Annotated in this window: 25 protein-coding genes and 2 pseudogenes; 18 read left to right on the plus strand and 9 right to left on the minus strand. The window is 61.9% G+C overall.

The features are described 5' to 3' along the window. Window positions 1-52 precede the first annotated feature (52 nt). The 11 genes and pseudogenes from LJY18_RS19840 (at window position 53) to trpC (ending at window position 11,958) form a co-directional block, all read left to right on the plus strand. Window positions 53-1,087, plus strand: coding sequence for an ABC transporter substrate-binding protein (locus LJY18_RS19840; protein ID WP_238043745.1), 1,035 nt, complete (start codon window positions 53-55; stop codon window positions 1,085-1,087). Between the two features lie 105 nt (window positions 1,088-1,192). After that, entirely contained in the window at window positions 1,193-2,434 is a 1,242-nt protein-coding gene (locus tag LJY18_RS19845) for an ABC transporter permease (RefSeq protein WP_442964510.1), read from the plus strand. A gap of 60 nt (window positions 2,435-2,494) precedes the next feature. Continuing rightward, a complete protein-coding gene (locus LJY18_RS19850) occupies window positions 2,495-3,322 on the plus strand; it encodes an ABC transporter permease (protein WP_238043749.1) in 828 nt (275 codons plus the stop codon). Window positions 3,323-3,347: 25 nt separating this feature from the next. Then, window positions 3,348-4,805, plus strand: coding sequence for an NADP-dependent succinate-semialdehyde dehydrogenase (gene gabD / locus LJY18_RS19855; protein WP_238043750.1), 1,458 nt, complete (start codon window positions 3,348-3,350; stop codon window positions 4,803-4,805). Between the two features lie 171 nt (window positions 4,806-4,976). Then, on the plus strand, window positions 4,977-6,257 hold the full coding sequence (gene gabT, locus LJY18_RS19860; protein WP_238043751.1) for a 4-aminobutyrate--2-oxoglutarate transaminase: 1,281 nt from the start codon (window positions 4,977-4,979) through the stop codon (window positions 6,255-6,257). Window positions 6,258-6,392: 135 nt separating this feature from the next. Beyond that, window positions 6,393-7,067 carry a ribulose-phosphate 3-epimerase gene (gene rpe, locus LJY18_RS19865; RefSeq protein ID WP_238043752.1) on the plus strand — a complete coding sequence of 225 codons (675 nt, stop codon included), beginning with the start codon at window positions 6,393-6,395 and terminating at the stop codon, window positions 7,065-7,067. After that, a pseudogene (locus LJY18_RS19870) lies at window positions 7,064-7,913 on the plus strand (phosphoglycolate phosphatase). Before rpe ends, LJY18_RS19870 begins: the two are co-directional and overlap by 4 nt. Window positions 7,914-7,980: 67 nt before the next feature. Beyond that, window positions 7,981-9,474, plus strand: a complete 1,494-nt coding sequence (gene trpE, locus LJY18_RS19875; RefSeq protein WP_238043754.1) for an anthranilate synthase component I — start codon at window positions 7,981-7,983, stop codon at window positions 9,472-9,474. 11 nt (window positions 9,475-9,485) lie between these two features. Beyond that, window positions 9,486-10,082: an aminodeoxychorismate/anthranilate synthase component II gene (locus tag LJY18_RS19880; RefSeq protein WP_238043755.1), complete on the plus strand. Its 597-nt coding sequence runs from the start codon at window positions 9,486-9,488 to the stop codon at window positions 10,080-10,082. Continuing rightward, entirely contained in the window at window positions 10,079-11,125 is a 1,047-nt protein-coding gene (gene trpD, locus LJY18_RS19885; protein ID WP_238043756.1) for an anthranilate phosphoribosyltransferase, read from the plus strand. Before LJY18_RS19880 ends, trpD begins: the two co-directional genes overlap by 4 nt. After that, window positions 11,122-11,958, plus strand: coding sequence for an indole-3-glycerol phosphate synthase TrpC (trpC, locus tag LJY18_RS19890; protein ID WP_238043758.1), 837 nt, complete (start codon window positions 11,122-11,124; stop codon window positions 11,956-11,958). The genes trpD and trpC overlap by 4 nt, the downstream gene beginning before the upstream one ends. A gap of 54 nt (window positions 11,959-12,012) precedes the next feature. Here the strand turns inward: trpC and crp are convergent, their stop codons facing one another. Further along, window positions 12,013-12,657: a cAMP-activated global transcriptional regulator CRP gene (crp, locus tag LJY18_RS19895; RefSeq protein ID WP_172153125.1), complete on the minus strand. Its 645-nt coding sequence runs from the start codon at window positions 12,655-12,657 to the stop codon at window positions 12,013-12,015. A 232-nt stretch (window positions 12,658-12,889) separates the two neighbouring features. On the opposite strand from crp, the gene LJY18_RS19900 reads away from it, so the two are divergent. Further along, window positions 12,890-13,312 (plus strand): OsmC family protein, encoded by a 423-nt coding sequence (locus LJY18_RS19900; protein WP_238043760.1) that lies wholly within the window; start codon window positions 12,890-12,892, stop codon window positions 13,310-13,312. 78 nt (window positions 13,313-13,390) lie between these two features. Here LJY18_RS19900 and coq7 read toward each other — a convergent pair whose 3' ends face one another. Both coq7 and LJY18_RS19910 read right to left on the minus strand, forming a co-directional pair. Beyond that, the gene (gene coq7, locus LJY18_RS19905; protein ID WP_238043761.1) at window positions 13,391-14,038 is read right to left on the minus strand and encodes a 2-polyprenyl-3-methyl-6-methoxy-1,4-benzoquinone monooxygenase; all 648 of its coding nucleotides are present in this window, start codon (window positions 14,036-14,038) and stop codon (window positions 13,391-13,393) included. A gap of 98 nt (window positions 14,039-14,136) precedes the next feature. Continuing rightward, window positions 14,137-14,475: a histidine triad nucleotide-binding protein gene (locus LJY18_RS19910; RefSeq protein ID WP_238043762.1), complete on the minus strand. Its 339-nt coding sequence runs from the start codon at window positions 14,473-14,475 to the stop codon at window positions 14,137-14,139. 85 nt (window positions 14,476-14,560) lie between these two features. On the opposite strand from LJY18_RS19910, the gene LJY18_RS19915 reads away from it, so the two are divergent. Beyond that, the gene (locus LJY18_RS19915; protein ID WP_238043763.1) at window positions 14,561-16,039 is read left to right on the plus strand and encodes an AAA family ATPase; all 1,479 of its coding nucleotides are present in this window, start codon (window positions 14,561-14,563) and stop codon (window positions 16,037-16,039) included. 108 nt (window positions 16,040-16,147) lie between these two features. Here LJY18_RS19915 and LJY18_RS19920 read toward each other — a convergent pair. From LJY18_RS19920 to hemJ, 4 genes and pseudogenes are all read right to left on the minus strand, one after another. Beyond that, window positions 16,148-16,432: pseudogene (locus tag LJY18_RS19920) on the minus strand (SDR family NAD(P)-dependent oxidoreductase); the annotation flags it as partial. A gap of 57 nt (window positions 16,433-16,489) precedes the next feature. Further along, on the minus strand, window positions 16,490-17,455 hold the full coding sequence (locus LJY18_RS19925; protein ID WP_238043764.1) for a DUF805 domain-containing protein: 966 nt from the start codon (window positions 17,453-17,455) through the stop codon (window positions 16,490-16,492). A gap of 275 nt (window positions 17,456-17,730) precedes the next feature. Next, window positions 17,731-18,693: an NAD(P)H-dependent flavin oxidoreductase gene (locus LJY18_RS19930; protein ID WP_238043765.1), complete on the minus strand. Its 963-nt coding sequence runs from the start codon at window positions 18,691-18,693 to the stop codon at window positions 17,731-17,733. 19 nt (window positions 18,694-18,712) lie between these two features. Continuing rightward, window positions 18,713-19,141 carry a protoporphyrinogen oxidase HemJ gene (hemJ, locus tag LJY18_RS19935; RefSeq protein WP_238043766.1) on the minus strand — a complete coding sequence of 143 codons (429 nt, stop codon included), beginning with the start codon at window positions 19,139-19,141 and terminating at the stop codon, window positions 18,713-18,715. 134 nt (window positions 19,142-19,275) lie between these two features. On the opposite strand from hemJ, the gene argC reads away from it, so the two are divergent. The 4 genes from argC (at window position 19,276) to erpA (ending at window position 21,889) form a co-directional block, all read left to right on the plus strand. Beyond that, the gene (gene argC / locus LJY18_RS19940) at window positions 19,276-20,310 is read left to right on the plus strand and encodes an N-acetyl-gamma-glutamyl-phosphate reductase (RefSeq protein WP_238043788.1); all 1,035 of its coding nucleotides are present in this window, start codon (window positions 19,276-19,278) and stop codon (window positions 20,308-20,310) included. A gap of 140 nt (window positions 20,311-20,450) precedes the next feature. Further along, window positions 20,451-21,041 (plus strand): DUF6776 family protein, encoded by a 591-nt coding sequence (locus LJY18_RS19945; protein WP_238043767.1) that lies wholly within the window; start codon window positions 20,451-20,453, stop codon window positions 21,039-21,041. A gap of 9 nt (window positions 21,042-21,050) precedes the next feature. After that, window positions 21,051-21,461: a bactofilin family protein gene (locus LJY18_RS19950; RefSeq protein WP_238043768.1), complete on the plus strand. Its 411-nt coding sequence runs from the start codon at window positions 21,051-21,053 to the stop codon at window positions 21,459-21,461. A gap of 77 nt (window positions 21,462-21,538) precedes the next feature. Beyond that, the gene (gene erpA / locus LJY18_RS19955) at window positions 21,539-21,889 is read left to right on the plus strand and encodes an iron-sulfur cluster insertion protein ErpA (protein ID WP_238043769.1); all 351 of its coding nucleotides are present in this window, start codon (window positions 21,539-21,541) and stop codon (window positions 21,887-21,889) included. Window positions 21,890-21,963: 74 nt separating this feature from the next. On the opposite strand, the gene LJY18_RS19960 is transcribed toward erpA, so the two are convergent. Further along, window positions 21,964-23,055 carry an anhydro-N-acetylmuramic acid kinase gene (locus tag LJY18_RS19960; protein WP_238043771.1) on the minus strand — a complete coding sequence of 364 codons (1,092 nt, stop codon included), beginning with the start codon at window positions 23,053-23,055 and terminating at the stop codon, window positions 21,964-21,966. Window positions 23,056-23,060: 5 nt separating this feature from the next. After that, on the minus strand, window positions 23,061-24,506 hold the full coding sequence (locus tag LJY18_RS19965) for a peptidoglycan DD-metalloendopeptidase family protein (protein WP_238043772.1): 1,446 nt from the start codon (window positions 24,504-24,506) through the stop codon (window positions 23,061-23,063). 210 nt (window positions 24,507-24,716) lie between these two features. Between LJY18_RS19965 and tyrS the strand changes: the two genes are divergently transcribed. Beyond that, entirely contained in the window at window positions 24,717-25,916 is a 1,200-nt protein-coding gene (gene tyrS, locus LJY18_RS19970) for a tyrosine--tRNA ligase (protein WP_238043773.1), read from the plus strand. The last annotated feature ends 305 nt before the right edge of the window (window positions 25,917-26,221 follow it).

Consider the following 26,221-nt stretch of genomic DNA (forward strand, 5'->3'; position numbering starts at 1 on the left):
TGCCCTGACAGTGCTTCATCCTTACCCATGTGACACAGCGGAGATAACAACAATGTCGATATCCCTGAAGTTTGCGGCCCTGGCCGCTGGGGTGGCCCTTGCAGTTCCGGCAATGGCTGCCGATCTGACTGCGATTTCATTCGGTGGCGCGAGCAAGGAAGCGCAGGTCAAGGCCTTCTACGAACCCTTCGAGAAAAGCACCGGCAACAAGATCCTGGCCGGCCAGTACAACGGCGAGATGGCCAAGGTCAAGGCCATGGTCGACACCAACAGCGTGAACTGGAACCTGCTTGAAGTGGAATCGCCCGAGCTGGCCCGCGGCTGTGACGAGGGTTTGTTCGAGCCGCTCGATCCGGCGCTGTTTGGCAACCCGGACGATTTCATCGACGGCGCTATCCAGCCATGTGGCGTGGGCTTCTTCGTCTGGTCGACGGTGCTCGCCTACAACGCCGACAAGCTCAGCGGCGCACCGACCGGTTGGGCCGATTTCTGGGATGTGAAGAAATTCCCCGGCAAGCGCGGCCTGCGCAAGGGCGCCAAGTACACCCTGGAGTTCGCCCTGATGGCTGACGGCGTGGCTCCTATCGAAGTCTACAAAGTGCTGGCGACCCGCGAGGGCGTCGACCGGGCCTTCCGCAAGCTCGATGAACTCAAGCCGCATATCCAGTGGTGGGAAGCCGGCGCCCAGCCGCCGCAGTACCTGGCCTCGGGCGACGTGGTCATGAGTTCGGCCTACAACGGTCGGATCGCCGCGGTGCAGGCCGAGAGCAACCTGCAGGTGGTGTGGAACGGAGGCATCTACGACTTCGATTCCTGGGCCATCCCGCGTGGCGCGAAGAATCAGGAAGAAGCCAAGCAGTTCATCGCCTTCGCGGTGCAAGCGGAGCCGCAGAAAGTCTTCGCCGAAAACATCGCCTACGGCCCGGCCAAGAAACAGGCCATCGACCTGCTGGCGCCCGAGCGCCTGAACGTGATGCCGACCACGCCTGAAAACATCAAGGATCAGGTAGCCATCGATGTGACCTTCTGGGCCGATTACGGCGAGCAGCTGGAACAGCGCTTCAATGCCTGGGCAGCGCGCAACTAAAGCCACCCTGGCCCCGGCCGCAGTGCCGGGGCCTTACCTGTTTTGCCTGTGTTTACCCGTCGCCTAGTGCGGCCGTTGCATGCGGAGTTTTCCATGGCCAGCGTAATGCCTGTCACCGACCTGCCCATCACCAGCCCCAGTCTCAAGCAGCGTCTGGCCCGCGCCGAACGCTTCAACCGGCTAAAGTCCAAGGCGCTGATCCTGCCCCTGCTGGTGTTTCTCCTGCTGACCTTCCTGGTGCCCATCGGCGCCCTGCTCTGGCGCAGTGTGGACAACCCGGAAGTGGTCGCCAGCCTGCCGCTTACCGTCGAGGCCATCGCCGAGTGGAACGGCAAGGCACTGCCGAGCGAGGCGGTGTATCGCGCCGTGACTCTGGATATCGTCGAGGCACGCAAGCAGCGCAGCCTGGGTGATCTGTCCAAGCGGCTGAACATGGAACTGGCCGGCTTTCGCAGCCTGATCAGCAGCACCGCCCGTGCGCTGCCCTTCGCCAGCGAACCGGCGTCCTACAAGGACGCCCTGGAAAGCCTGGACGAGCGTTGGGGTGACCCGGCCTATTGGCAGGTGATCCGGCGCAACAGTTCGAACGTTACCCCCTATTACCTGCTGGCGGCCCTCGACCATCGCATCGACGATCTCGGCGAGCTGGCCAGTGCCACCCCGGACCAGGCCATCTACCTGGACATTTTCGTGCGCACCTTCTGGATGAGCCTGGTGATCACCGCCATCTGCCTGGTGCTGGCCTACCCCCTGGCCTATCTGCTGGCCAACCTGCCGACCCGGCAGAGCAACCTGCTGATGATCCTGGTGCTGCTGCCGTTCTGGACCTCGATCCTGGTGCGGGTGGCGGCCTGGATCGTGCTGTTGCAGTCCGGTGGCCTGATCAATGGCGCGCTGCTGTCGCTGGGCATCATCGACGAACCGCTACAGCTGGTGTTCAACCGCAGCGGGGTGTACATCGCCATGGTGCATATCATGCTGCCGTTCATGATCCTGCCGATCTACAGCGTGATGAAGGGCATCTCGCCCACCTACATGCGCGCGGCGGTGTCGCTCGGTTGCCACCCCTTCGCCAGCTTCTGGCGGGTGTACTTCCCGCAGACCCTGGCCGGGGTCGGGGCGGGCTGCCTGCTGGTGTTCATCCTGTCGATCGGCTACTACATCACGCCGGCGCTGCTGGGCAGCCCGAGCGACCAGATGATCAGCTATTTCGTCGCCTTCTATACCAACAACACCATCAACTGGGGCATGGCCACGGCCCTTGGCGGCCTGTTGCTGGGCGCCACCCTGGTGCTTTACGTGGTGTACAGCTGGCTAGTCGGGGCCAGCAAGTTGCGGCTGGCCTAACTCAGCCCCAGGGCGGGAGAGGGCGCAGCCCTCCACCTATAGATTGATTGGAGAACCTTTATGCTCAGCCCTTATATGTCGCCCATTGAACGCATCTGGTACTACAGCCTGCGCAGCCTCTGCGGCCTGGTGCTGCTGTTTCTGATCCTGCCGGTGCTGGTGATCATTCCGCTGTCGTTCAACTCCGGCAGCTTTCTGGTCTACCCGCTGCAGGGCTTTTCCCTGCGCTGGTACGAGGACTTCTTCATGTCCGCCGACTGGATGCGTTCGCTGAAGAACAGCCTGATCATCGCCCCGGCCGCCACCGTGTTGGCCATGGTCTTCGGCACTCTGGCGGCCATTGGCCTGACCCGCGGCGAGTTCCGCGGCAAGGCGCTGGTGATGAGCCTGCTGATCTCGCCCATGGTGGTACCGGTGGTGATCGTCGGGGTGGCCAGCTACCTGTTCTTCGCCCCGCTGGGCCTGGGCAACAGCTACCTGTCGCTGATCGTGGTGCATGCGGTGTTGGGCGTGCCCTTCGTCATCATCACGGTGTCGGCCACCCTGCAGGGCTTCAACCAGAACCTGGTGCGTGCCGCTGCCAGCCTCGGCGCCTCGCCGCTGACGGCGTTTCGCCGGGTGACCCTGCCGCTGATCGCGCCGGGAGTGATCAGCGGCGCGCTATTCGCCTTTGCCACCTCCTTCGATGAGGTGGTGGTGACCCTGTTTCTCGCCGGCCCGGAGCAGGCCACCCTGCCGCGGCAGATGTTCAGCGGTATTCGCGAGAACCTGTCGCCGACTATTGCCGCCGCCGCGACCCTGCTGATCGGCTTTTCCATCCTGCTGCTGCTGACCCTGGAATGGCTACGCGGGCGCAGCGAGAAACTGCGTACCCAGCAACCCACCTGATCGCCAAGAACACAAGAGAGCCCGCATGAGCCTTGAGTTGAAGGACCCCAGCCTGCTGCGTCAGCAGGCCTATCTGAACGGCCAGTGGTGCGAAGCCGACAGCGGCGCGCGTACCGAGATCTTCAATCCGGCCAGCGCTGAAAAGATCGGCAGCGTGCCCAATATGGGCCGTGACGAAACCCGTCGCGCCATCGAGGCGGCGCAAGCCGCCCAGCCGGCCTGGCGCGCGCTGACCGCCAAGGAGCGCGCCAATCGTCTGCGCCAGTGGTTCAGCCTGATCATGGCCAACCAGGAAGACCTGGCGCGGATCATGACTGCCGAACAGGGCAAGCCGCTGGCCGAGGCCCGTGGCGAGATCGCCTACGCCGCCTCCTTTATCGAGTGGTTCGCCGAGGAAGCCAAGCGCGCCTACGGCGATGTGATCCCCGGCCATGCCGCGGACAAGCGCATCCTGGTGCAGAAGGAGCCGGTGGGCGTCACTGCCGCCATCACGCCGTGGAACTTCCCCAGCGCCATGATCACCCGCAAGGCTGGCCCGGCTCTGGCGGTAGGGTGCGCCATGGTCCTCAAGCCGGCGCCACAGACGCCGTTTTCGGCCCTGGCCCTGGCTGCTCTGGCCGAGCGCGCGGGTATTCCTGCCGGCTTGCTCAGCGTGATCCCGGCGGATGTTGCCAGCAGCCGCGAGGTCGGCGCCGAGCTGTGCGCGAACCCCATCGTGCGCAAGCTGTCGTTCACCGGTTCGACCGCAGTCGGCATCCAACTGATGCAGCAGTGCGCGCCGACCCTGAAGAAGCTGTCGCTGGAGCTGGGCGGCAACGCGCCTTTCATTGTCTTCGACGACGCCGACCTGGATGCGGCGGTGGAGGGCGCGATCATTTCCAAGTACCGCAACGCCGGGCAGACCTGCGTGTGCGCTAACCGCCTGTATGTGCAGGACGGCGTCTTTGAGGCCTTCGCCAGCAAATTGCAGGCGGCCGTGGCCAAACTCAAGGTCGGCAACGGCATGCTGGAGGGCATCACCACCGGGCCGCTGATCAACGCCGAGGCGGTGGCCAAGGTCGAGCGTCACCTGGCCGATGCCCTGGCCAGGGGGGCGACCCTGGTCGCCGGCGGCAACAGCCTGGGCGGCAACTTCTTCGAGCCGACCATCGTCACCGGCGTGACCGCCGAGATGGCCGTGGCGCGCGAGGAAACCTTCGGCCCGCTGGCGCCGCTGTTCCGTTTCAGCGACGAGGCCGAGGTGATCCGCCAGGCCAACGACACCGAATTCGGCCTGGCCGCCTACTTCTACGCCCGCGACCTGGGCCGGGTGTTCCGTGTGGCCGAGGCCCTGGAGTACGGCATGGTCGGCATCAATACCGGGGTGATCTCCACCGAAGTGGCGCCGTTCGGCGGCATGAAGTCTTCGGGTATGGGCCGTGAAGGCTCTAAATATGGCCTCGACGAATACCTGGAAATCAAATACCTCTGCCTGGGCATCTAACCCGGCGATGTAATCCCGCAGGGGCGCACGAGAACGTTGCGCCTTCTGCTTTTTATAGGGACATCCCTGTGCGCCGGGTGCGCTGCGGCAGTCGATCATCGAATACTGTCAGGCCGCCATCGGTGACACATCCTTGAACCACGCCGTATCGACCCGGCGAATGAGGACATTATGAGCAAGACCAACGAATCCCTGATGCAACGCCGCACCGCCGCCGTCCCTCGTGGCGTGGGCCAGATCCACCCGATCTTCGCCGACCGCGCTGAAAACGCCACGGTCATCGACGTCGAAGGCCGCGAGTTCATCGACTTCGCCGGCGGCATCGCCGTGCTCAACACCGGCCACCTCCACCCGAAAGTCATTGCCGCGGTGCAGCAGCAGCTGACCAAGCTGAGCCACACCTGCTTCCAGGTGCTGGCCTACGAGCCCTATGTCGAGCTGTGCGAGAAGATCAACGCCAAGGTGCCGGGCGACTTCGCCAAGAAGACCCTGCTGGTCACCACCGGCTCCGAAGCGGTGGAAAACGCGGTGAAGATCGCCCGCGCCGCCACCGGCCGTGCCGGGGTGATCGCCTTCACCGGCGGCTACCACGGCCGCACCATGATGACCCTGTCGCTGACCGGCAAGGTCAATCCCTATTCGGCCGGCATGGGCCTGATGCCCGGCGGCGTGTTCCGCGCCCAGTACCCCTGCGAACTGCACGGGGTCAGCACGGACGACGCCATCGCCAGCATCGAGCGGGTGTTCAAGAACGATGCCGAGCCGCGCGATATCGCCGCGATCATCATCGAGCCGGTGCAGGGCGAGGGCGGCTTCTATATCGCGCCGAAAGACTTCATGCAGCGCCTGCGCGCGCTCTGCGACCAGCACGGCATCCTGCTGATCGCCGACGAAGTGCAGACCGGCGCCGGCCGTACCGGCACCTTCTTCGCCATGGAGCAGATGGGCGTGGCCGCCGACCTGACCACCTTCGCCAAATCGATCGCCGGCGGTTTCCCGGTGGCGGGCGTGTGCGGCAAGGCCGAATACATGGACGCCATCGCCCCGGGTGGCCTGGGCGGCACCTACGCCGGCAGCCCGATCGCCTGCGCCGCGGCGCTGGCGGTGATGCAGGTGTTCGAGGAAGAACAGCTGCTGGAGCGCTGCAAGGCCGTCGGCGAGCGTCTGGTCACTGGCCTCAAGGCCATCCAGGCCAAACACAAGAGCATCGGCGAGGTGCGCGCCCTCGGTGCCATGATCGCCATGGAACTGTGCGAGAACGGCGATCTGCACCAGCCGAACGCCGCGCTGACCGGCCAGATCGTGGCCAAGGCGCGCGACAAGGGCTTGATCCTGCTGTCCTGCGGCACTTACGGCAACGTGCTGCGGGTGCTGGTGCCGCTGACCGCCGAAGACGAGTTGCTCGACAGGGGCCTGGCGATCATCGCGGAGTGCTTCGCCGAACTGGCTTGATCGAGCGTTAGCGGTATACACAAGACCTGCTGCGGCGGGTCTTGTGCGTGAGGGCGGCCGACTATCGTCCTAGCGGCAGGTCGTGATTCGCTCGGGTACAATGCGCGACTTTCGTGAATGCTCCTGAGGTGCGCCATGCAACCCTTCGCCATCGCCCCGTCGATTCTCTCCGCCGATTTCGCCCGCCTGGGCGAGGAAGTGGACAAGGTGCTCGCCGCGGGTGCCGACATCGTTCACTTCGATGTGATGGACAACCACTATGTGCCCAACCTGACCATTGGCCCGATGGTCTGCGCGGCGCTGCGCAAGTACGGCATCACCGCACCGATCGACGCGCACCTGATGGTCAAGCCGGTCGACCGCATCATCGGCGACTTCATCGAAGCCGGCGCCAGCTACATCACCTTCCATCCGGAAGCCAGCGAGCATGTCGACCGCTCCCTGCAGCTGATCAAGGCCGGCGGTTGCAAGGCCGGCCTGGTGTTCAACCCGGCTACCCCGCTGGAGGTGCTTAAGCACGTGCTGGACAAGGTCGACATGATTTTGCTGATGAGCGTCAACCCGGGTTTCGGCGGGCAGAAGTTCATCCCCGGCACCCTCGACAAGCTGCGCGAGGCGCGCGCGCTGATCGACGCCAGCGGTCGCGAGATTCGCCTGGAGATCGACGGCGGAGTCAATGTGCAGAACATCCGCGAGATCGCCGCCGCCGGTGCCGACACCTTCGTGGCCGGCTCGGCGATCTTCAGCCAGCCGGACTACAAAGGCGTGATCGATGCCATGCGTGCCGAGCTGGCCCAGGTGCGCGGGTGACCGCACTGCATGAGCTGTTTCAAGGCGAGTTGCCACGCCTGGTGATGTTCGACCTGGACGGCACCCTGGTCGATTCGGTGCCGGACCTGGCAGCGGCGGTGGACAAGAGCCTGCTCCAGCTCGGGCAGCCGGCGGCCGGGATCGGGCAGGTGCGCGACTGGGTCGGCAATGGTGCGCGGGTGCTGGTACGGCGCGCCCTGGCCGGCGGTCTGCAACATGAACATATCGACGATGCCTACGCCGAGCAGGCGCTCGAACTGTTCATGCAGGCCTATGCCGAGGGCCACGCCTTGACCCTGATTTACCCAGGCGTACGGGAAACCCTCGACTGGCTCCATGCACAACGGGTCGAGATGGCCATTATCACCAACAAGCCGGAGCGCTTCGTCGCGCCACTGCTGGATGACAAGGGCCTGGGCCGCTATTTCCGCTGGATCATCGGCGGCGACACCCTGCCCCAGCAGAAGCCCGAACCGGCGGCGCTGCTGCATGTGCTGCAGCTGGCCCGGGTCGAGGCGCGGCAGGCGCTGTTTATCGGCGATTCGCGCAATGACGTGCTGGCGGCCAAGGCTGCCGGTGTGCCTTGCGTGGCGCTGAGTTACGGTTACAACCACGGTCGGCCGATCGCCGAAGAGGGCCCGCTGCGGGTGCTGGATGATTTACGCCAGCTGCTGGTTGCCGGCTAAGCCGCGCGGGGCGGGTTGCTTAGGTCAGGCGGCTGCGCTAGTGTTGCCAGTCTTTACTCCCGCCTAAGTGAGCTCCGTGGTGGTTACCTGCACGCGCTGGTCCGCAAGAACCGGTATGAAAATCATCAAGGCCCTGGCCCGTTGGCGCTGGCGCCTCTGACCTGATCTTGGCCGCTTAGGCGGCGCGTTTGCACACGACCGATTTACCCTCAAGCCACGAGGCTGATATGACCCGCGAAGAATTCCTGCGTTTAGCCGCTGCCGGCTATAACCGCATTCCGCTTGCCTATGAAACCCTGGTCGACTTCGACACCCCGTTGTCGATCTACCTGAAGCTGGCCGATGAGGCCAACAGCTACCTGCTCGAATCCGTTCAGGGTGGCGAGAAATGGGGCCGTTACTCGATTATCGGCCTGCCGGCGCGCACCGTGCTGCGCGCCTACGGTCACCGCGTCAGCATCAGCGTCGATGGTGTCGAGGTGGAGCGCCACGAGTGCGCCGACCCGCTGGCCTTCGTCGAGCAGTTCCAGGCGCGCTACCGGGTGCCGACCCTGCCCGGGCTGCCGCGTTTCAATGGTGGCCTGGTCGGTTATTTCGGCTACGACAGCGTGCGTTACGTCGAGCCGAAGCTGGCGGCGGGGAGCCATCCCGACCCGCTGGGTACCCCGGATATCCTGCTGATGGTGTCCGACGCCGTGGTGGTGTTCGACAACCTGGCCGGCAAGATGCACGCCATCGTCCTTGCCGATCCGGCCGAGGAGGGGGCCCTGGAACACGGCCAGGCCCGCCTGCAGGAGATCCTGTGCAAGCTGCGCCAGCCCATCACGCCACGTCTGGGGGTCGACCTGAATGCTCCGCCTGGAGCCGAGCCGGTGTTCCGCTCCAGCTTCAGCCGCGACGACTACGAGCGTTCGGTCAAGGCGATCAAGGAGTACATCCTCGCCGGCGACTGCATGCAGGTGGTGATCTCCCAGCGCATGTCGATCCCGTTCAAGGCTGCACCTATCGACCTGTACCGGGCGCTGCGCTGCATCAACCCGACGCCCTACATGTACTTCTTCAATTTCGGCGACTTCCATGTGGTCGGCAGTTCCCCCGAGGTGCTGGTGCGTCTCGAGGATGGCCTGGTCACGGTGCGGCCTATCGCCGGTACCCGTCCGCGCGGCGCCAACGAGGAGGCCGATCTGGCCCTGGAGCAGGATCTGCTCGCCGATGCCAAGGAAGTCGCCGAACACCTGATGCTGATCGACCTGGGCCGCAACGACGTCGGTCGGGTCGCCAGCACCGGCTCGGTCAAGCTCACCGAGAAGATGGTGATCGAGCGCTATTCCAACGTCATGCACATCGTCTCCAACGTCACCGGCCAGCTGAAGCCCGGCCTGACCGCCATGGACGCCCTGCGCGCCATTCTGCCGGCCGGCACCCTGTCCGGGGCGCCGAAGATTCGCGCCATGGAAATAATCGACGAACTGGAACCGGTCAAGCGTGGCGTCTATGGCGGCGCCGTCGGCTACCTGGCCTGGAACGGCAACATGGACACCGCCATCGCCATTCGCACCGCGGTGATCAAGGATGGCGAGCTGCATGTCCAGGCCGGAGCCGGCATCGTCGCCGACTCGGTGCCGGCGCTGGAGTGGGAAGAAACCCTGAACAAGCGTCGCGCCATGTTCCGCGCCGTGGCACTGGCCGAACAAACCGTCCCTGACCAGAACCAGCGCTGAGGAGTCCTGCCATGCTGCTGATGATCGATAACTACGACTCCTTTACCTACAATGTGGTGCAGTACCTCGGTGAGTTGGGGGCGGACGTCAAGGTGATCCGTAACGACGAGCTGAGTGTCGCCGAGATCGCTGCCCTGAACCCCGAACGCATCGTGGTTTCGCCCGGGCCCTGTACGCCCAACGAGGCCGGCGTGTCGCTGGCGGTGATCCAGCACTTTGCCGGCAAGCTGCCGATCCTCGGCGTCTGCCTGGGCCACCAGAGTATCGGCCAGGCCTTCGGCGGCGACGTGGTGCGCGCGCGCCAGGTGATGCACGGCAAGACCAGTCCGGTGTTCCACGAAAATAGCGGGGTGTTCGCCGGGCTCAACAATCCACTGACGGTGACCCGCTATCACTCCCTGGTGGTCAAGCGCGAAACCCTGCCGGACTGCCTGGAAGTCACCGCCTGGACCCAATTCGAGGACGGCGCGCTCGACGAGATCATGGGCCTGCGCCACAAGACCCTGCATATCGAAGGCGTGCAGTTCCATCCGGAGTCTATTCTCACCGAGCAGGGCCATGAGCTCTTTGCCAACTTCCTCAAACAACATGGAGGCATGCGCGCATGAACATCAAGGAAGCCCTTAATCGGGTTGTCAGTCAGCTCGATCTGAGCACTGCAGAAATGCAGGATGTGATGCGCGAAATCATGACCGGCCAGTGCACGGACGCGCAGGTCGGCGCCTTCCTCATGGGCTTGCGCATGAAGAGCGAGACCATTGACGAGATCGTCGGTGCGGCACAGATCATGCGCGAGCTGGCCGCGCCGGTGCAGATCGAGGCCGAGCGTCTGGTCGACACCTGCGGCACCGGTGGCGACGGCATGAATATCTTCAACGTCTCCACTGCGGCGGCCTTCGTCGTCGCAGCGGCCGGTGGCCAGGTGGCCAAACACGGCAACCGTGCGGTCTCGGGCAAGAGCGGCAGCGCCGATCTGCTGGAGGCCGCCGGGGTCAACCTGAATCTCACCCCCGAGCAGGTGGCGCGCTGTGTCGAGAGCGTGGGGGTCGGCTTCATGTTCGCCCCGGCCCACCACGGCGCGATGAAGTACGCCATCGGCCCGCGTCGCGAACTGGGCCTGCGCACCATCTTCAATATGCTCGGGCCGATGACCAACCCGGCCGGGGTCAAGCATCAGGTGCTGGGGGTGTTCAGCAAGGCGCTGTGCCGGCCGCTGGCCGAAGTGCTGCAGCGTCTGGGCAGTGAGCATGTGCTGGTGGTGCATGCCCAGGATGGTCTGGATGAGATCAGCCTGGCGGCTCCGACCTTCGTTGCCGAGCTGAAAGACGGCGTGGTCAGCGAGTACAGCATTCAGCCGGAAGACTTCGGCATCAAGAGCCAGAGCCTGATCGGTTTGACCGTCGATGACGCCGAACAGTCGCTGGCACTGATCCGTGATGCGCTGACCAAGCGCAAGGGCGAGCAGGGCCAGAAGGCGGCCGACATGATCGTGCTCAATGCCGGAGCGGCGCTGTATGCCGCCGATCTGGCCAGTAGCCTGAAGGAAGGTGTACAACGGGCCCATGATGCGCTGCATACCGGGCTGGCCTGGGAGAAACTGCAGGAACTGGTGTCCTTTACCGCGGTATTCAAGCAGGAGAATGAAGGGTGAGCATTCCAACCATTCTGGAGAAGATCCTTGCCCGCAAGGCCGAAGAAGTGGCTGAGCGTCGCGCCATCGTCGGCCTCGATGAAGTCGAGCAGCAAGCTCGTGCCGCCGATACCCCGCGGGGCTTTGCCCGGGCCTTGCAGGAGCAGGTCAAACGCAAGCAGCCGGCAGTCATCGCCGAGATCAAGAAGGCTTCGCCGAGCAAGGGCGTGCTGCGCGAGATCTTCGTCCCGGCGGACATCGCCCGCAGTTACCAGGCCGGTGGGGCGACCTGCCTGTCGGTGTTGACCGACGAGGATTTCTTCCAGGGCGCCGACCTCTACCTGCAGGAAGCGCGCAGTGCCTGTTCGTTGCCGGTGATCCGCAAGGATTTCATGGTCGACCCCTACCAGATTGTCGAGTCCCGCGCCCTGGGCGCCGATTGCGTGCTGTTGATCGTCGCGGCGCTGTCCGATGCGCAGATGGCCGAACTGGCGGCGACGGCCAAGGCTTTCGATCTCGATGTGTTGGTCGAGGTGCACGATGGCGACGAGTTGGAGCGGGCGTTGAATACCCTGGACACGCCGCTGGTGGGCATCAACAACCGTAACCTGCATACCTTCGAACTCGACCTGGAAACCACCCTGGATCTGTTGCCGCGAATTCCGCGCGACCGTCTGGTGGTGACCGAGAGCGGCATCCTCAATCGCGCCGATGTCGAGCTGATGGAAATCAGCGAGGTGTATGCTTTTCTGGTCGGCGAAGCCTTCATGCGTGCGGAAAATCCAGGGGTCGAACTGGAGCGGCTGTTCTTCCCCGAGCGCCGGCGGATGAGTGCCAGCTCCGATGTGGACTGATCCAGGCGAATAAAAAAACCGGCGCATGCGCCGGTTTTTTTATGCCTGGCGACTTCAGCGGGTGCCGAACACCACCATGGTTTTGCCTTTGACGTTGACCAGGCCTTGCTCTTCCAGGGCCTTGAGCACGCGGCCGACCATCTCGCGAGAGCAGCCGACGATGCGGCCGATTTCCTGGCGGGTGATCTTGATCTGCATGCCATCCGGGTGGGTCATGGCGTCCGGCTGCTTGCACAGGTCGAGCAGGGTGCGCGCCACGCGGCCGGTGACATCGAGGAACGCCAGGTCGCCGACCTTGCGCGTGGTATTGCGCAGGCGCTCGGCCATCTGGCTGCCGAGGGCGTAGAGGATGTCCGGGTCTTGCTGGGTCAGTTCGCGGAACTTGGCGTAGCTGAGTTCCGCCACCTCGCACTCGGTCTTGGCGCGGACCCAGGCGCTGCGCTCTTTCTCCGCACCGTCCTTGTCGAACAGGCCCATCTCGCCGAAGAAGTCCCCGGGGTTGAGGTAGGCGATGATCATTTCCCGGCCATCGTCATCCTCGATGAGGATGGTGACCGAACCTTTGACGATGAAGAACAGGGTTTCGCAGCGATCACCTGCATAGATGATGGTGCTTTTGGCCGTATAGCGACGACGGTGACAATGTGCGAGGAGTTTGTCGAGATTCTTGATTTTAGGTGTAAGGGTAATTGCGACCATGCCCGAGTCCCGAAAATAAAAAGGTAAGCCTTTGTCTGACAGGCAATTTCTTATAGTTATCTAGCCCAGTGTGCCAGTAATCCGGCGTCAGCTTAACAAACACGCCAAGGCCTGGGTCGATTTTGCGACATGGCTAGCATCTAGCGGCGGAACTTGCGCCCAGAAGGCTGCAGCCAGAGCGCGAAAAGGGCTGTGATAAGCTGCGTCCCTTTTTAACAGCGGAGGCTTGGTAATGAAAGCGCGCATTCAATGGGCCGGCGAAGCCCTGTTTATCGGCGAGTCGGGCAGTGGTCATGCGGTGGTGATGGACGGTCCGCCGGAGAGCGGCGGCCGTAATCTGGGTGTGCGCCCCATGGAAATGCTGCTGATCGGTCTGGGCGGGTGCAGCAACTTCGATGTGGTCAGCATCCTGAAAAAATCCAGACAGCCGGTAGAGAGTTGTGAAGCCTTTCTCGAGGCCGAACGGGCCACCGAGGAGCCCAAGGTATTCACCAAGATCCACCTGCACTTCGTGGTCAAGGGCCGAGGCTTGAAGGAGGCGCAGGTCAAGCGTGCGGTCGAACTGTCGGCAGAGAAATATTGCTCGGCCTCGATCATGCTCGGCCGCGCCGGTGTCGAGATCACCCATGACTACGAGATCATCGAGTTGGGTTGAAGCCGCCCTAAGCTGCAGGTGAAACCATAAAGGGCGCCAACGGCGCCCTTTATGGTTTTCCCATCTTATTGCTCGCAGCTACAGCCGATAGGCGCTCTTGGTCATGACCTTGGACAGCAGCGTCATGCCGATTTTAACCGGCACCGGGAAGCGTAGGCCGCCGGCTTCCAGGGCGCTGGTGGCATGGCGCTCTTCATCGAGGCGCATCTGCTCGAGGATCGCCCGTGACTTGTCGTCGTTTAGCGGGAGCTGTTGCAGGTGTTCGCTGAGGTGCTTGACCACCTGGTCTTCGGTGGCGGCGACAAACCCCAGGCTGATCTTGTCGCTGATCAGGCCGGCGACGGCGCCGACACCAAAAGACAGGCCATAAAACAGCGGGTTGAGAACGCTCGGGTGGCTGCCGAGTTGGCGGATACGTTGCTCGCACCAGGCCAGATGATCGATTTCCTCATCGGCGGCATGCTCCATGGCGCTGCGTACCTTGGCCAGCTTGGCGGTCAGCGCCTGGCCCTGGTACAGCGCCTGGGCGCATACCTCGCCAGTGTGATTGATGCGCATCAGGCCGGCGACATGCCGTGCGGTCGGTTCATCCAGTTCGGTCTCCGCCTGCACGATGGCCGGCGAGGGGCGACTGGGCTGGCCGCTGAAAGGCAGCAGGGTACGCAGGGCCGCATCCGCCTGCAGGAACAGGCGGTCTACGGGGGAGTAGTGACGTTCGCTGGCCATCGGGCACCTCCGGCGAAAAGAGAGTGGCAAGTTTACTCCAATCGATGTGCCGCGGCTTGACCGGCGTCAGGGCCGTTCGGCAGGGCGGGAGTTGTTGCTCAGCCCGGCGGCCAGGTCATCTGCCGTTGACCGAGGACATGCATATGAATGTGGTAAACGGTTTGTCCGCCCAATTCATTGCAGTTCATCACCACGCGAAAGCCGTCTTCGCAGCCCTGTTCTTTGGCCAGGCGCTGAGCCGTATAGAGGATGTGCCCGGCCAGGGCTTTATCGTCTTCGCCGAGGTCGTGAAGGGTGTGAATGTGCTTTTTCGGGATCACCAGGAAATGCACCGGGGCCTTGGGGCCGATATCGTGAAAGGCGATCACTTGATCGTCTTCATAAAGCTTGCGCGCGGGTATTTCCCCGGCGACGATCTTGCAGAACAGACAGTCCATGGCGCAGTCTCCTGGCCTGTTGAATGAGGCCCGAGTCTAACGGGCTGAGTTGATCCCGGCCAGAAGGCCGCCACAAGGAGCGGGTGTGAAGAACGATATCCATGATCTGGGCCTGGTGCTCGACTCCAGGATCAAGCTGGTCCTCATCGAGTCCTGGGATGAGCCGCGCGTGCTGGAAACGCTGACCGGTCTGGCGGTCAAGCGTGGCCTCGGCCTGCACACTTGGTCGGTGACCGAAGGCCTGCAGCGCCTGGGCTTCGGCGGTGAGGCGCTGGACGAAAGCGCGAGCCAGGAGCCGGAGGCCGCGTTGCGGCTGATCAAGGCCGATCCGCAGGCGAACCTGTACGTGCTGTGCGACCTGCATCCGTTCCTCGTCGACAACCCCAGGCTGGTGCGCTTGCTCAAGGAAGTCGCCATGCGCGATACGCCCCATGCGCCAACCCTGGTGCTGGTCTCCCATGCCTGCAAGCTGCCGGCGGAGGTGCAGCGCTTTGCCGCGCGTTTCAGCCTGGCGCTGCCGTCGGAAGACGAATTGCTGGCGATCGTGCGCGAGGAAGCCAGCCGCTGGAGCGAGCGCAATCGCAATGCCCGAGTACGCACCGATAATCGCACCTTGCAGCAGGTGGTGAAGAACCTGCGCGGCTTGAGCCATGGCGAAGCCCGGGTGCTGGCGCGCAATGTGATCTGCGATGACGGCGCGATAACCCAGGAGGATTTGCCGGAACTGAACAAGACCAAGTTCCAGCTCCTAGATCTTGAGGGGGTGCTGAGCTTCGAGTACGACACCGCACGCTTCGCCGAGGTCGGCGGCTTGAACAACCTGAAGCGCTGGCTGGCCGAGCGCCAGGGCATGTTCCTCGACGGCAAGGGCATCGACCTGCCCAAGGGCATGCTGCTGGTCGGTGTGCAGGGCGGCGGCAAGAGCCTGGCCGCCAAGGCCGTGGCTGGATTGTGGGGCTTGCCCCTGCTGCGGCTGGACTTTGCCTGCCTGTACAACAAGTTCTTTGGCGAGACCGAGCGCAACCTGCGTGAGGCCTTGAGCCTTGCCGAGCAAATGGCCCCCTGTGTGTTGTGGATCGACGAGATCGAGAAAGGCCTGGCCAGCGGCGAGCACGACGGTGGCGTCAGCCAGCGGGTGCTCGGCACCCTGCTGACCTGGATGGCCGAGCGCAAGACACCGGTATTCATGGTGGCGACCGCCAACGCCATCCAGCGGCTGCCGCCGGAGCTGGTGCGCAAGGGGCGTTTCGATGAGCTCTTCTTCGTCGACTTGCCAGATCAGGCCGTGCGCGCGGAGATCTTTCGCATCCATCTGGCACGGCGCGAACTGGAACCCGCCGGTTTCGATCTGCAGCTGTTGGCGCTCGCCAGCGAGGGTTTTTCCGGGGCCGAGATCGAACAGGTCGTGGTCAGTGCCCTGTATGCCGCCCAGGCGCAACAACAGGAGGTCGATCAGGCCTTGCTGCTGCACAGCATCCAGAGTACCGCACCCTTGTCGGTGGTGATGGCCGAAGACCTCAATGCCTTGCGCGCCTGGGCCCACGGTCGAACGGTCCTGGCCTGATCAGCTGCGGCTGAGCGTCCGGTTGAGCCGCGCTGCGACCTGGTGCTCCAGCCAGCGCGGCGCTATGGCCTGCAGCCGATTGCGCCAGCCGGGGATGGTGATGCGCCCGTCCTGGGCGACGCAGGCAGCCCACGTGGCGACCCCGGCGCTGTTGATCAGCCGGTCGATGGGCCGCTCGTTCTGTTCCAGTTCATACAGCAGGCCGGCGGTTTGCAGTGGTTCAGCCAGGTCGCAGACGCCGAACAGGATCTCCACGGCAAAGCGCTGACTCAACTCGCAGGCAATGCTGTCCAGCGCATCGCGTTGCTGCGCGACCAGGATCAGGCTACGCCCGCGAGGTGCCAGGGCTTCGGTCAGGGTTCGGCCGATACCGCTGGAGGCGCCGGTAGTCAGGGCATAACGGGGCGTGGGGTTAGGGCCGGCCTGGCCTCTGTGGTGATGAGGCGCGAGTCAGAGGCCCGTGCGGTTCAAATAATTTTGGTAGGCGGGCAGGGTGATGGCGGCCAGGATGCCGAGTACCGGGACCAGTAGCCAGAGCCAGGCCAGTACCTTGACCCCGCGGCTGTTGGGCGGTGCTGGTGGGCCGTAGCGATTCGCTCCGGTTGTGCCAGGAATGACCAGCATCAACAGGGCGAAAACGCCACCGGCGATCGGTACCATGTTGATCAGCCAGAGCCAGCCTGACCAGCCGATGTCATGCAGGCGCTGTACGCTTATCTGTACGTTGACCACTACAATGCCGATGCCAACCAAGGCCATCAGGATGACGCCGACTAGTGGTGAAATGGCCAAGCCGATGCTGGCTAGGCCGAACAGGGCCAGCGCCCCCAGCAGTAGCATCAGTGACCAGGCCAGATAGCGCAGGCGGCCGATGCGTCCTTCGATGCTGAATACGTCGAGCTCACCGAATTCTGGCAGTGCTTCCGCGACTGTCGCCAGGGGTGTCGCGTAGGGGGTATTGCCGGCTCTGCCGATGTCGCCGGGCTGCTGAGGCTGGTCAGCTTGCGTACTCTTGGAGAGCGCCGCCTGTCGGGCGATAAATTTCTCGATGATGACGCCGCAGGCTGAGCACTCCGCTGCCTTGGCTTGCCGGTGGTCGCACTTGGGGCAGGTCATGTCGCTGCTGGCGGCGCTCGCGGCGAAGCGATGCTCTCCGGTGTCCTCCAGGCTCAGGCTGACGCCGGGCTCAGGCTCTTTGCGCGCTCTTGCCCCTGCGCGGTGCAGGGCCGCAAGGTATTGGTCGGCCTCGTCCTCAGACAAGTTGCGCTTTAGGGCGATAGTGCGGCCACTGAATAGCGCATTAATTCGTGTGTGGTCACTCTTGAACAGGCGCGCAAGTTTGTCTTGGGCGGTTTCCAACGCCACCTCAGGCATTAATTCGCCACTGAAGACAATCTTGAAACGGGCTTGGGTCATGCGGGCTTCCTTGTCGGCGCTATGGGTAAAGGGCCACTACAGCCTAGCGGGCCCGCCGGCCTCTGAACAGGCAGCCTGGAGCACAAATATGCTGGTTGCTTCACAGTTGGCGTGCCCGTCTGATGGACGATAAAAGTTTGGCTGTTGAGTCGACATGGCTTGCTGAAGCCGTTCCGGTGAGTGTCGGGTGACTGGAGTGTGGCGGTCGCTGGCGGCCATTGCGTCGATTGTAATTGGCTGCCAGCGACGAGAAGGATCGCCCGCTCAGTGTCGCTTTACCGCGGCCAGCGCTGCTGCAGAAGTTGGGCCCGACGCTGTGCATCGCGGTACTCGCGATCCAGGCGCGCCACCAGCGCATCGACGCTTGGTAGATCGGCGATGGTGCCGACGCCCTGGCCGGCCGACCACACGGTTTTCCAGGCTTTGGCCTCGTCGCTGATCGGCTTGAGTTTTTCCCCGTAATTGATCTCGCCCTTGTTTTGCAGCTGCTTGAGGTCGTAGCCGGCCAGCTCCAGGCTCTGGCGCATGAAGCTGGCCGGCACGCCGGATACCGCCGGGGTGTGGATGATGTCGGCGGCCTTGGCGTCCAGAATCATCTGCTTGTAAGCCGCCGGAGCATTGTTCTCTTGCGTGGCGATGAAGCGGGTGCCGAGGTAGGCCAGGTCGGCGCCGAGCAATTGCGCGGCGAGAATTTCATGGCCGTGATTGAGGCAGCCGGCAAGCAACAGGGTCTTGTCGAAGAACTGGCGGATTTCCGCAATCAGGGCAAAGGGGCTCCAGGTGCCGGCATGACCACCGGCACCGGCAGCGACCGCGATCAAACCATCGACTCCGGCGTCTGCGGCTTTCTCCGCATGGCGGCGGGTGGTCACGTCATGGAATACCAGCCCCCCATAGCCGTGCACTGCATCAACCACTTCCTTGGCCGCGCCGAGGCTGGTGATGACGATAGGCACGCGGTGTTCGATGCAGATGGCCAGATCGGCCTGCAGGCGCGGATTGCTGCCATGTACTATCAGGTTGACTGCATAAGGCGCGAACTCGGCCTGCAGACCGGCTTCGATCTCTTCCAGCCAGGCTTTGAAGGCGCCGCTGTCGCGCTGGTTGAGCGCTGGAAAACTACCGACGATGCCGTTACGGCAACAGGCGAGGACCAGTTGCGGGTTGGACACCAGGAACATAGGGGCGGCCACCACAGGCAGGCGCAGGCGTTGTTCAAGCAGGGTGGGAAGGCTCATGCGGATTCCTCGGGCTGGTTCAGAAGGGTTTGACCACGACCAGGATGACGACAGCGAGCAAGACCAGTACTGGTGCCTCATTGAACCAGCGGTAGAACACATGGCTGCGCCGATTCTCGCCGCGGGCGAAGCGTTTGAGCTGAGCACCGCAGAGGTGCTGATAAGCGATCAGCAGGATGACCAGACTGAGCTTGGCGTGCATCCAGCCCTGGCTGAAGTAGTAGCCGGGGTTGAGGCTAATTAACCAAGCACCGAAAATCAGGGTGGCGATCATCGACGGCAGCATGATGCCGCGATACAGCTTGCGCTCCATCACGCAGAAGCGCTCGCGACTGGTGTCGTCTTCGCTCATGGCATGGTAGACAAACAGGCGTGGCAGGTAGAACAGCCCGGCGAACCAGCAGACCATGGCGATAATGTGCAGGGCTTTGAGCCACAGATAGAGCATTGATCGACTCCCTGAATGATAAATAGGCCCGATAGTAGTGGCCTGTGCCCAATACGTCATCTGCGCGGTTGGCCGTTGGCGGTTACGGCCTTATCATCGACGGCTTTCCAATGGCTTTCTGCAAGGGGCATGTGATGGTCAAGGTCGGTATCGTCGGCGGCACGGGCTACACCGGAGTGGAGTTGTTGCGCTTGTTGGCGCAGCACCCACAGGCGCAAGTTGCAGTCATCACTTCGCGCTCAGAGGCGGGCTTGCGCGTCGACGAGATGTACCCGAACCTGCGCGGTCACTACCCTGGCCTGTGCTTCAGCGTCCCGGATGTCGCGACCCTGGGTGCCTGCGATGTGGTGTTCTTTGCCACTCCACATGGTGTAGCCCATGCCCTGGCCGGCGAGTTGCTGGCGGCCGGGACCAAGGTCATCGACCTGTCTGCCGACTTTCGTCTGCAGGACGCCGAAGAGTGGGGTAAGTGGTATGGCCAGCCCCACGGCGCGCCGGATCTGCTGCCTGAAGCGGTATACGGCTTGCCGGAGGTCAACCGCGAAGCGATCAAGCAGGCGCGGCTGATCGCCGTGCCCGGTTGCTATCCGACCGCTGCGCAGTTGGGCTTTATCCCGTTGCTGGAAGCCGGGCTGGCCGACACTTCGCGGTTGATCGCCGACTGCAAGTCCGGGGTCAGCGGCGCCGGGCGCGGTGCCAGCGTCGGTTCACTGTTCAGCGAGGCTGGTGAAAGCATGAAGGCCTACGGCGTCAAAGGACATCGTCACCTGCCGGAAATCTGCCAGGGTTTGCGTCGTGCGGCGGGTTCTGCGGTCGGTCTGACCTTCGTGCCGCACCTGACCCCGATGATTCGCGGCATCCATGCGACCTTGTATGCGACCGTGGTAGACCGCTCGGTCGATCTGCAGGCGCTGTTCGAGCAGCGCTATGCCAGCGAGCCGTTTGTTGATGTGATGCCGGTAGGTAGTCACCCGGAAACCCGCAGCGTGCGAGGGGCCAATGTTTGCCGTCTTGCCGTGCACCGCCCGCAAGACGGCGACCTGGTGGTGGTGCTGTCGGTAATCGATAACCTGGTCAAAGGTGCTTCCGGCCAGGCAGTACAGAACATGAACATCCTGTTCGGGCTCGATGAGCGCCTGGGGCTGGCACACGCGGCCATGCTGCCCTGATGTCCGGCTGGGAAGTACGCCCCAGTGACCCGCGCCGCACCGGCCGGATGCGACTGGTGCTGCTGTTGTTACTCCTGGCTATTCCGGCCTCGTTCTGTGCCGGGGTCTGGTGGCAGCTGCGCGCGACCCAGGCGATTGAGGTGCAGTACCAGCCGATGCAGGAGCGCTTGATCGCGCTGGAGCAGGAACTGGATCAGGTGCGCCAACGCCTGATTGTGGTCAGCAGTGGTGAGAAAGTCGCGCAGCAGGCCAATGAACAGAGCCGTTTGACCATCAAATTGCTTGAAGAGCAGATCTTCAAGCAGCAGCAAGACCTGGCGTCCTACAGGGGCGTACTGGCGCCAGCCAGTCGTCGGGAGGGGTTACGGATCCGCGCCTTTGAGTTGCAGGCCACGGACAGGCCGCTGCATTTCCGCTACAAAATACTCCTCAGCCGGGTGGGCAAGGACGACAAACCCATTGAAGGCCAGTTAGTGGTGACAGTGGAGGGGCGTCAGGATGGAAAGGCGGTCAGCTTGGAACTGGCCGCATTGACGCAAAATTTTCCTGATCAGTTCAGTGGTCAGGTAATTCCCTTTGCGTTCAAGCACTTCCAAGCGATTCCTGAAGCTGGACGCTTCGCCGAGCTGAAGTTGCCTGACGGCTTTATTGCGCATCAGATCAGGGTGCGTGCCGAGATCAAAGGCGAAAAGCCGTTGGAGCGGACATTCAAATGGATCGACCAGGAGTAACAGCCTCCCATGTGGAATAAAGACAAACGCAAGACCGACCTGCAGCGCTTCACTGGCAAGACCAGCCTGATCGCGGCGGGGGCGGAGTTCAACGGAGACTTACAGTTTCATGGCGCTGTACAGGTCGATGGGCGGGTCTGTGGCAATTTGCAGACCAGTGATGGCCTGGTTCGAGTCAGTGCCGAGGGCCAGGTTGAAGGTGAGATCCGTGCCCCGCGCATAGTGATCGACGGCGAGGTTATCGGCGATGTTTACGCCAACGAGCACCTCGAGTTGGGTAGCCGCGCGCGAGTGTGCGGCAATCTGTATTACGGCTTGATGGAAATGGCCATGGGGGCGCAGATCGAAGGGAGCATGCGTCCACTCAAAGAGCAGCCGCGACCTTTGGAGTTGTCGGGAAATCTGGTTACTGCAGAATAGTTGACCGCTTTTGTAGGGTAAGTGGATAATGCAGGGCCTCAACGCAGTATGGCGTCTAGCGCCGGGAGATAGTCAGCATGAGCGTCGAAACCTTCACCCCCACAGCTTTGCTATTCACGCAGGGCGCGGCAAGCAAGGTGAAGAGCCTGGTCGATGAAGAGGGTAACCCTCGCCTGAAGTTGCGCGTGTTCGTCACGGGTGGCGGCTGTTCGGGCTTCCAGTATGGCTTCACTTTTGATGAAGAAGTCGCCGATGACGACACCATTGTCGAGCGCGAAGGGGTGAGCCTGGTCGTAGACCCCATGAGCTTCCAGTACCTGGCGGGTGCCGAAGTGGATTATCAAGAAGGCCTGGAAGGCTCGCGCTTCGTGATCAATAACCCCAATGCCACCACTACCTGTGGCTGTGGCTCGTCCTTCTCGATCTGACTACGTAAGCACAGACGTTCGACGCCGCGCCGAGTGCGCGGCGTTGTCGTTTCTGTACTTGTCAAAGCCCCTGGTCAGGCGGGATAGATAGCGCCGAGCACTCGCAGTCCGCAAGCGCCTGTCACACTCGGCCGATTGGTGGGTATGCCTTCCAGGCAGCAATGTGCCAGCCAGGCGAAAGCCATGGCCTCCACCCAATCTGCCGGTACACCATAGGCCTGCGTGCTGTTGACTGCGCAGCCTGGGAGCAGGGCGGCGAGGCGAGTCATCAGTGTGCGGTTATGCGCGCCCCCACCGCAGACCAACAGCTCATCAGTCTCGCTTTGGGCACTGTGCAGCGCTTTGCTGATGCTGATTGCCGTCAGCTCCAGCAGTGTCGCCTGTACATCCGCTTCGGTATAACGGGGTTGCTTGTCCAGGTGCTGGTCAAGCCAGTCCAGATTGAACAGCTCGCGACCGGTACTCTTTGGTCCTTGGGTGTTGAAGAAGGGGTCGCTGAGTAACGCTTCGAGTAGCTCGGACTGCACCTTGCCACTGGCTGCCCAGGCGCCGTCGCGGTCATAGCTATCGCCGCGTTGGCGTTGGATCCAGGCATCCATCAGGACATTGCCGGGGCCACAGTCGAACCCGCGCACAGGTTGATCGGGCGCGAGCAGGCTGAGGTTGCTGAACCCACCGATATTCAAGACCGCGCGATAGCAGTGTTGCTCGCCAAATAGAGTTTCGTGGAATGCGGGCACCAGCGGTGCACCTTGACCTCCGGCGGCGACATCACGGCGACGAAAGTCGCTCACTACGCTGATGCTGGTCAATTCGGCAAGCAGGGCGGGGTTGCCCATCTGGATACTGAACCCGCGGGCGGGTTCATGGCGAATGGTTTGGCCGTGACTGCCGATTGCACGGATTGATGCAGGGGTGAGTTCTTGCCGTTTCAGTAACGTCTGTATGCCCTGGGCGGCCAATCTAACCCATCGTTGTTCAGTCATGGCCGCACGCGCCAGTTCGTCCGGTCCAGGTGCACACAGGGCCAAAATTTCAGCCCGCAGTTGTTCCGGCATGGGCAGGTAATGGGTGGCGAGTAGAGTGGTTTTCTCGCTCTGCTCGATCAGGGCGATGTCCAGCCCGTCGAGACTGGTGCCGGACATCAGGCCAAGATAGAGCGGCATCTGCGTTAGCGCTTGTTGAGAGCGAGCAGGGTGGTTTTTTCCTGATCCATGCGTGCCATCAAGGGGGTGCTCAGTTGCATGAAACGCTGCTTTTCATTGCGTGCGATGGGATCGGCCATTGGCAGTTTTTGGCTCAGGGGATCGACGTGGGTACCGTTGACCTGAAATTCGTAATGCAAGTGTGGTCCGGTGGAAAGGCCGGTAGTACCTATGTAACCGATGATCTGGCCTTGCTTGACGTTGCCGCCGGTGCGGATGCCTTTGGCAAAGCCCTGCATGTGGGCATAGAGGGTGCGGTAGCGGCTGCCGTGCTGGATGACGACGGTGTTGCCGTAGCCACCTTTACGTCCGGCGAGGGCGATTTTGCCATCGCCAGCGGCTTTGATTGGTGTGCCACGGGCTGCGGCGTAATCGACGCCCTTGTGCGCGCGGATTTTGTTCAGAATCGGATGGCGCCGGCCGTTGGAGAAGCGTGAGCTGATGCGAGCAAAATCTACAGGGGTGCGGATGAAGGCCTTGCGCATGCTGGTGCCGTCGGCACTGTAGTAGCTGGTATTGCCCTGTTTGTCGGTGTAGCGAACCGCGGTGAAGGTCTTGCCCCGGTTGGTGAAGCGGGCAGACAGGATGTTGCCGGTACCGACTTGCTTGTTGTTGACCACTTTCTCTTCATAGACCAATTCGAACTCGTCGCCATTACGAATATCCATGGCGAAGTCGATGTCGTAACCAAAAACGTTTGCCAGGTCCATGGTCAATCCATGGGAGAGGCCGGCGCGTTTCGCCGACAAAAACAGCGAGCTGTTGATTACGCCGCGGGCATAGGTGGTTTTGACTTCCGGTTTGACGATGTCCCGCTTGAAGGTGAAACCTTTTTCATTCTTGTTGATGCTGATGCTTTCGAGGTCGCTGAGCGTGCTCTTCAGGCTCTCGAGTTGGCCGTCGGCGGATAGTTGGAACTCGAGCGCCTGCCCAACTTTCAGGCGGCTGAACTGCTTGGCTTCCTTGCTGCTGCCCAAAACGTCGTGAAGGCTGGTGGCGGATAAGCCTACATCGGCGAAGATCGTGGATAGCGTATCGCCATTGGCAACCCTGACAATCTTGTGGCTGGGCTCCGGCGGAGTGGAGTCGGCTGTTGCGGTGTTTGGGCGGGTACCGTCATCTTCGGCTTGGATGCTTTGATCGGCGCTGTTGCTGATGTTCGAGGGCTGCTCGATTCTGGCAAATGGCGAAGCGTTCCGATCTTCGTTGAGCTGATCAGGACGCTGGGCATTCGTTTCCCGCAGAACAAGCTCCGAGCTATTGTCAAGCTCGAGGCTAAGGTAGGTTTTTTGCGCTTCGACTTCACGTGACGGGAAGACCAGCAAGGTCAGGCTGAGCAGAGCAGCTATACCGCTTGCAGCGAGGATATGAGTTTTTGGGTAAAGCGGTGGCGCTTTTCTTATAGAGGTCATAGGTGGCTTTGACTTTGAAATAAGTGAAAAGAAAAGATGAAGAAGATGATGAATATGCATTAATTGTATAAAATATAACCAAAACGTCTGTGAGGCAACCCCGAAAGGGCTGTGGCGGGCAGATGTGCGAGCGTCTGGGCAAAACTTGTTATTTGTACGTGATCTTGTATGGTTGGTTCCCTTTCAATTTGTGTGGTCGTGAGTCCTGTCATGAAGTCGGTAGAAGAGCAGCTGGCGCTGATCAAGCGCGGTGCGGAAGAGGTTTTGGTTGAGTCTGAGCTGGTGGAGAAACTCAAGCGTGGTCAGCCGCTACGTATCAAGGCGGGCTTCGACCCGACGGCGCCGGATCTCCATCTCGGGCACACCGTGCTTATTAATAAGCTGCGGCAGTTTCAGGAATTGGGTCATCAGGTGGTTTTTCTGATCGGCGATTTTACCGGAATGATTGGTGATCCGAGTGGCAAGAGTGCGACCCGGCCGCCTTTGACGCGCGACCAGGTGCTGGCGAATGCCGAGACCTATAAAACTCAGGTGTTCAAGATCCTTGATCCGGCGAAAACCGAGGTGGCGTTCAACTCCACCTGGATGGATCAGCTGAGCCCCGCCGACTTTATTAGGCTGGCTTCGCAATACACGGTTGCGCGTATGCTTGAGCGTGACGATTTCAGCAAGCGCTACTCGACCAATCAGCCGATTGCCATCCACGAGTTCCTCTACCCATTAGTGCAGGGTTATGACTCTGTTGCTTTGCGCGCGGATGTCGAGCTAGGTGGGACCGATCAGAAATTCAATCTGCTAATGGGGCGTGAATTGCAGCGCTCCTATGGTCAGGCGTCGCAATGCATCGTCACCATGCCGCTGCTCGAGGGGTTGGACGGTGTCAAGAAGATGTCCAAGTCGCTGGGTAACTATGTAGGCATCCAGGAAGCTCCGGGTGTCATGTATGGCAAATTGGTGTCTATCCCAGATGTGCTGATGTGGCGTTACTTTGAGTTACTCAGCTTCCGCTCAATGGATGAGATCGCTCAGCTCAAAGTCGACGTCAAAAATGGTGCCAATCCGCGTGATATCAAGATCAAGCTGGCTGAGGAGATAGTCGCGCGCTTCCATGGGGAGGAGGCGGCGGCAAGCGCTCATCGTTCGGCGGGTAACCGTATGCGTGAGGGCGAGCTGCCGGAAGACTTGCCGGAAGTTGAACTGGTTTCAGCTGAGGATATGCCTATCGCGGCTTTGTTGAACAAGGCTGGCCTGGTCAAGAACGCGGCCATGGCGCGTGACCTGCTGGGTTCTGGTGGCGTGCGAGTGGATGGTGATGTGGTGGATCGTTCCTTTATACATAAGCAGGGCGCAACCCACGTCTGTCAGGCGGGCAAGAAGGCTTTTGCGCGCATTACGCTAAAGGCTGAATAAAGGCTTGACGTAGTTTCTGTCGGGCCTATAATCCGCACCTCTTCTGGCGCAGGCTTCTCGGTAAACCTCTTGCAAAACAAGAAGTTAGCTTAAAAAGAGAAGTTGCAAAGCAGCGAAAGCTGCGTAGAATGCGCCACTTCTGCAGGGTTGAGGTTTGGTTCTGCAGGGGTCGGTCGAGGTGATCGAAAGCGGTAAAAGAGGTGGTTGACAGCGGTTTGAAACGCTGTAGAATTCGCCTCCCGCTAACGAGAAGCCTAGAGTTGATCGGAAGCGCAAGTGGTTGAAGTTGAAAAGAAATTTTCGTG

The sequence above is a fragment of the Pseudomonas sp. MMS21 TM103 genome, assembly GCF_022132145.1.
Taxonomy (GTDB): domain Bacteria; phylum Pseudomonadota; class Gammaproteobacteria; order Pseudomonadales; family Pseudomonadaceae; genus Aquipseudomonas.

Excerpts from the sequence above, each read along its gene's own strand:
- LJY18_RS19840 (WP_238043745.1), top strand. The coding sequence starts at position 53 with ATGTCGATATCCCTGAAGTTTGCGGCCCTGGCCGCTGGGGTGGCCCTT.
- LJY18_RS19845 (WP_442964510.1), top strand. The coding sequence starts at position 1,193 with ATGCCTGTCACCGACCTGCCCATCACCAGCCCCAGTCTCAAGCAGCGT.
- LJY18_RS19850 (WP_238043749.1), top strand. The coding sequence starts at position 2,495 with ATGCTCAGCCCTTATATGTCGCCCATTGAACGCATCTGGTACTACAGC.
- gabD (WP_238043750.1), top strand. The coding sequence starts at position 3,348 with ATGAGCCTTGAGTTGAAGGACCCCAGCCTGCTGCGTCAGCAGGCCTAT.
- gabT (WP_238043751.1), top strand. The coding sequence starts at position 4,977 with ATGAGCAAGACCAACGAATCCCTGATGCAACGCCGCACCGCCGCCGTC.
- rpe (WP_238043752.1), top strand. The coding sequence starts at position 6,393 with ATGCAACCCTTCGCCATCGCCCCGTCGATTCTCTCCGCCGATTTCGCC.
- trpE (WP_238043754.1), top strand. The coding sequence starts at position 7,981 with ATGACCCGCGAAGAATTCCTGCGTTTAGCCGCTGCCGGCTATAACCGC.
- LJY18_RS19880 (WP_238043755.1), top strand. The coding sequence starts at position 9,486 with ATGCTGCTGATGATCGATAACTACGACTCCTTTACCTACAATGTGGTG.
- trpD (WP_238043756.1), top strand. The coding sequence starts at position 10,079 with ATGAACATCAAGGAAGCCCTTAATCGGGTTGTCAGTCAGCTCGATCTG.
- crp (WP_172153125.1), bottom strand. The coding sequence starts at position 12,657 with ATGGTCGCAATTACCCTTACACCTAAAATCAAGAATCTCGACAAACTC.
- LJY18_RS19900 (WP_238043760.1), top strand. The coding sequence starts at position 12,890 with ATGAAAGCGCGCATTCAATGGGCCGGCGAAGCCCTGTTTATCGGCGAG.
- coq7 (WP_238043761.1), bottom strand. The coding sequence starts at position 14,038 with ATGGCCAGCGAACGTCACTACTCCCCCGTAGACCGCCTGTTCCTGCAG.
- LJY18_RS19910 (WP_238043762.1), bottom strand. The coding sequence starts at position 14,475 with ATGGACTGTCTGTTCTGCAAGATCGTCGCCGGGGAAATACCCGCGCGC.
- LJY18_RS19925 (WP_238043764.1), bottom strand. The coding sequence starts at position 17,455 with ATGACCCAAGCCCGTTTCAAGATTGTCTTCAGTGGCGAATTAATGCCT.
- LJY18_RS19930 (WP_238043765.1), bottom strand. The coding sequence starts at position 18,693 with ATGAGCCTTCCCACCCTGCTTGAACAACGCCTGCGCCTGCCTGTGGTG.
- hemJ (WP_238043766.1), bottom strand. The coding sequence starts at position 19,141 with ATGCTCTATCTGTGGCTCAAAGCCCTGCACATTATCGCCATGGTCTGC.
- argC (WP_238043788.1), top strand. The coding sequence starts at position 19,276 with ATGGTCAAGGTCGGTATCGTCGGCGGCACGGGCTACACCGGAGTGGAG.
- LJY18_RS19950 (WP_238043768.1), top strand. The coding sequence starts at position 21,051 with ATGTGGAATAAAGACAAACGCAAGACCGACCTGCAGCGCTTCACTGGC.
- erpA (WP_238043769.1), top strand. The coding sequence starts at position 21,539 with ATGAGCGTCGAAACCTTCACCCCCACAGCTTTGCTATTCACGCAGGGC.
- LJY18_RS19960 (WP_238043771.1), bottom strand. The coding sequence starts at position 23,055 with ATGCCGCTCTATCTTGGCCTGATGTCCGGCACCAGTCTCGACGGGCTG.
- LJY18_RS19965 (WP_238043772.1), bottom strand. The coding sequence starts at position 24,506 with ATGACCTCTATAAGAAAAGCGCCACCGCTTTACCCAAAAACTCATATC.
- tyrS (WP_238043773.1), top strand. The coding sequence starts at position 24,717 with ATGAAGTCGGTAGAAGAGCAGCTGGCGCTGATCAAGCGCGGTGCGGAA.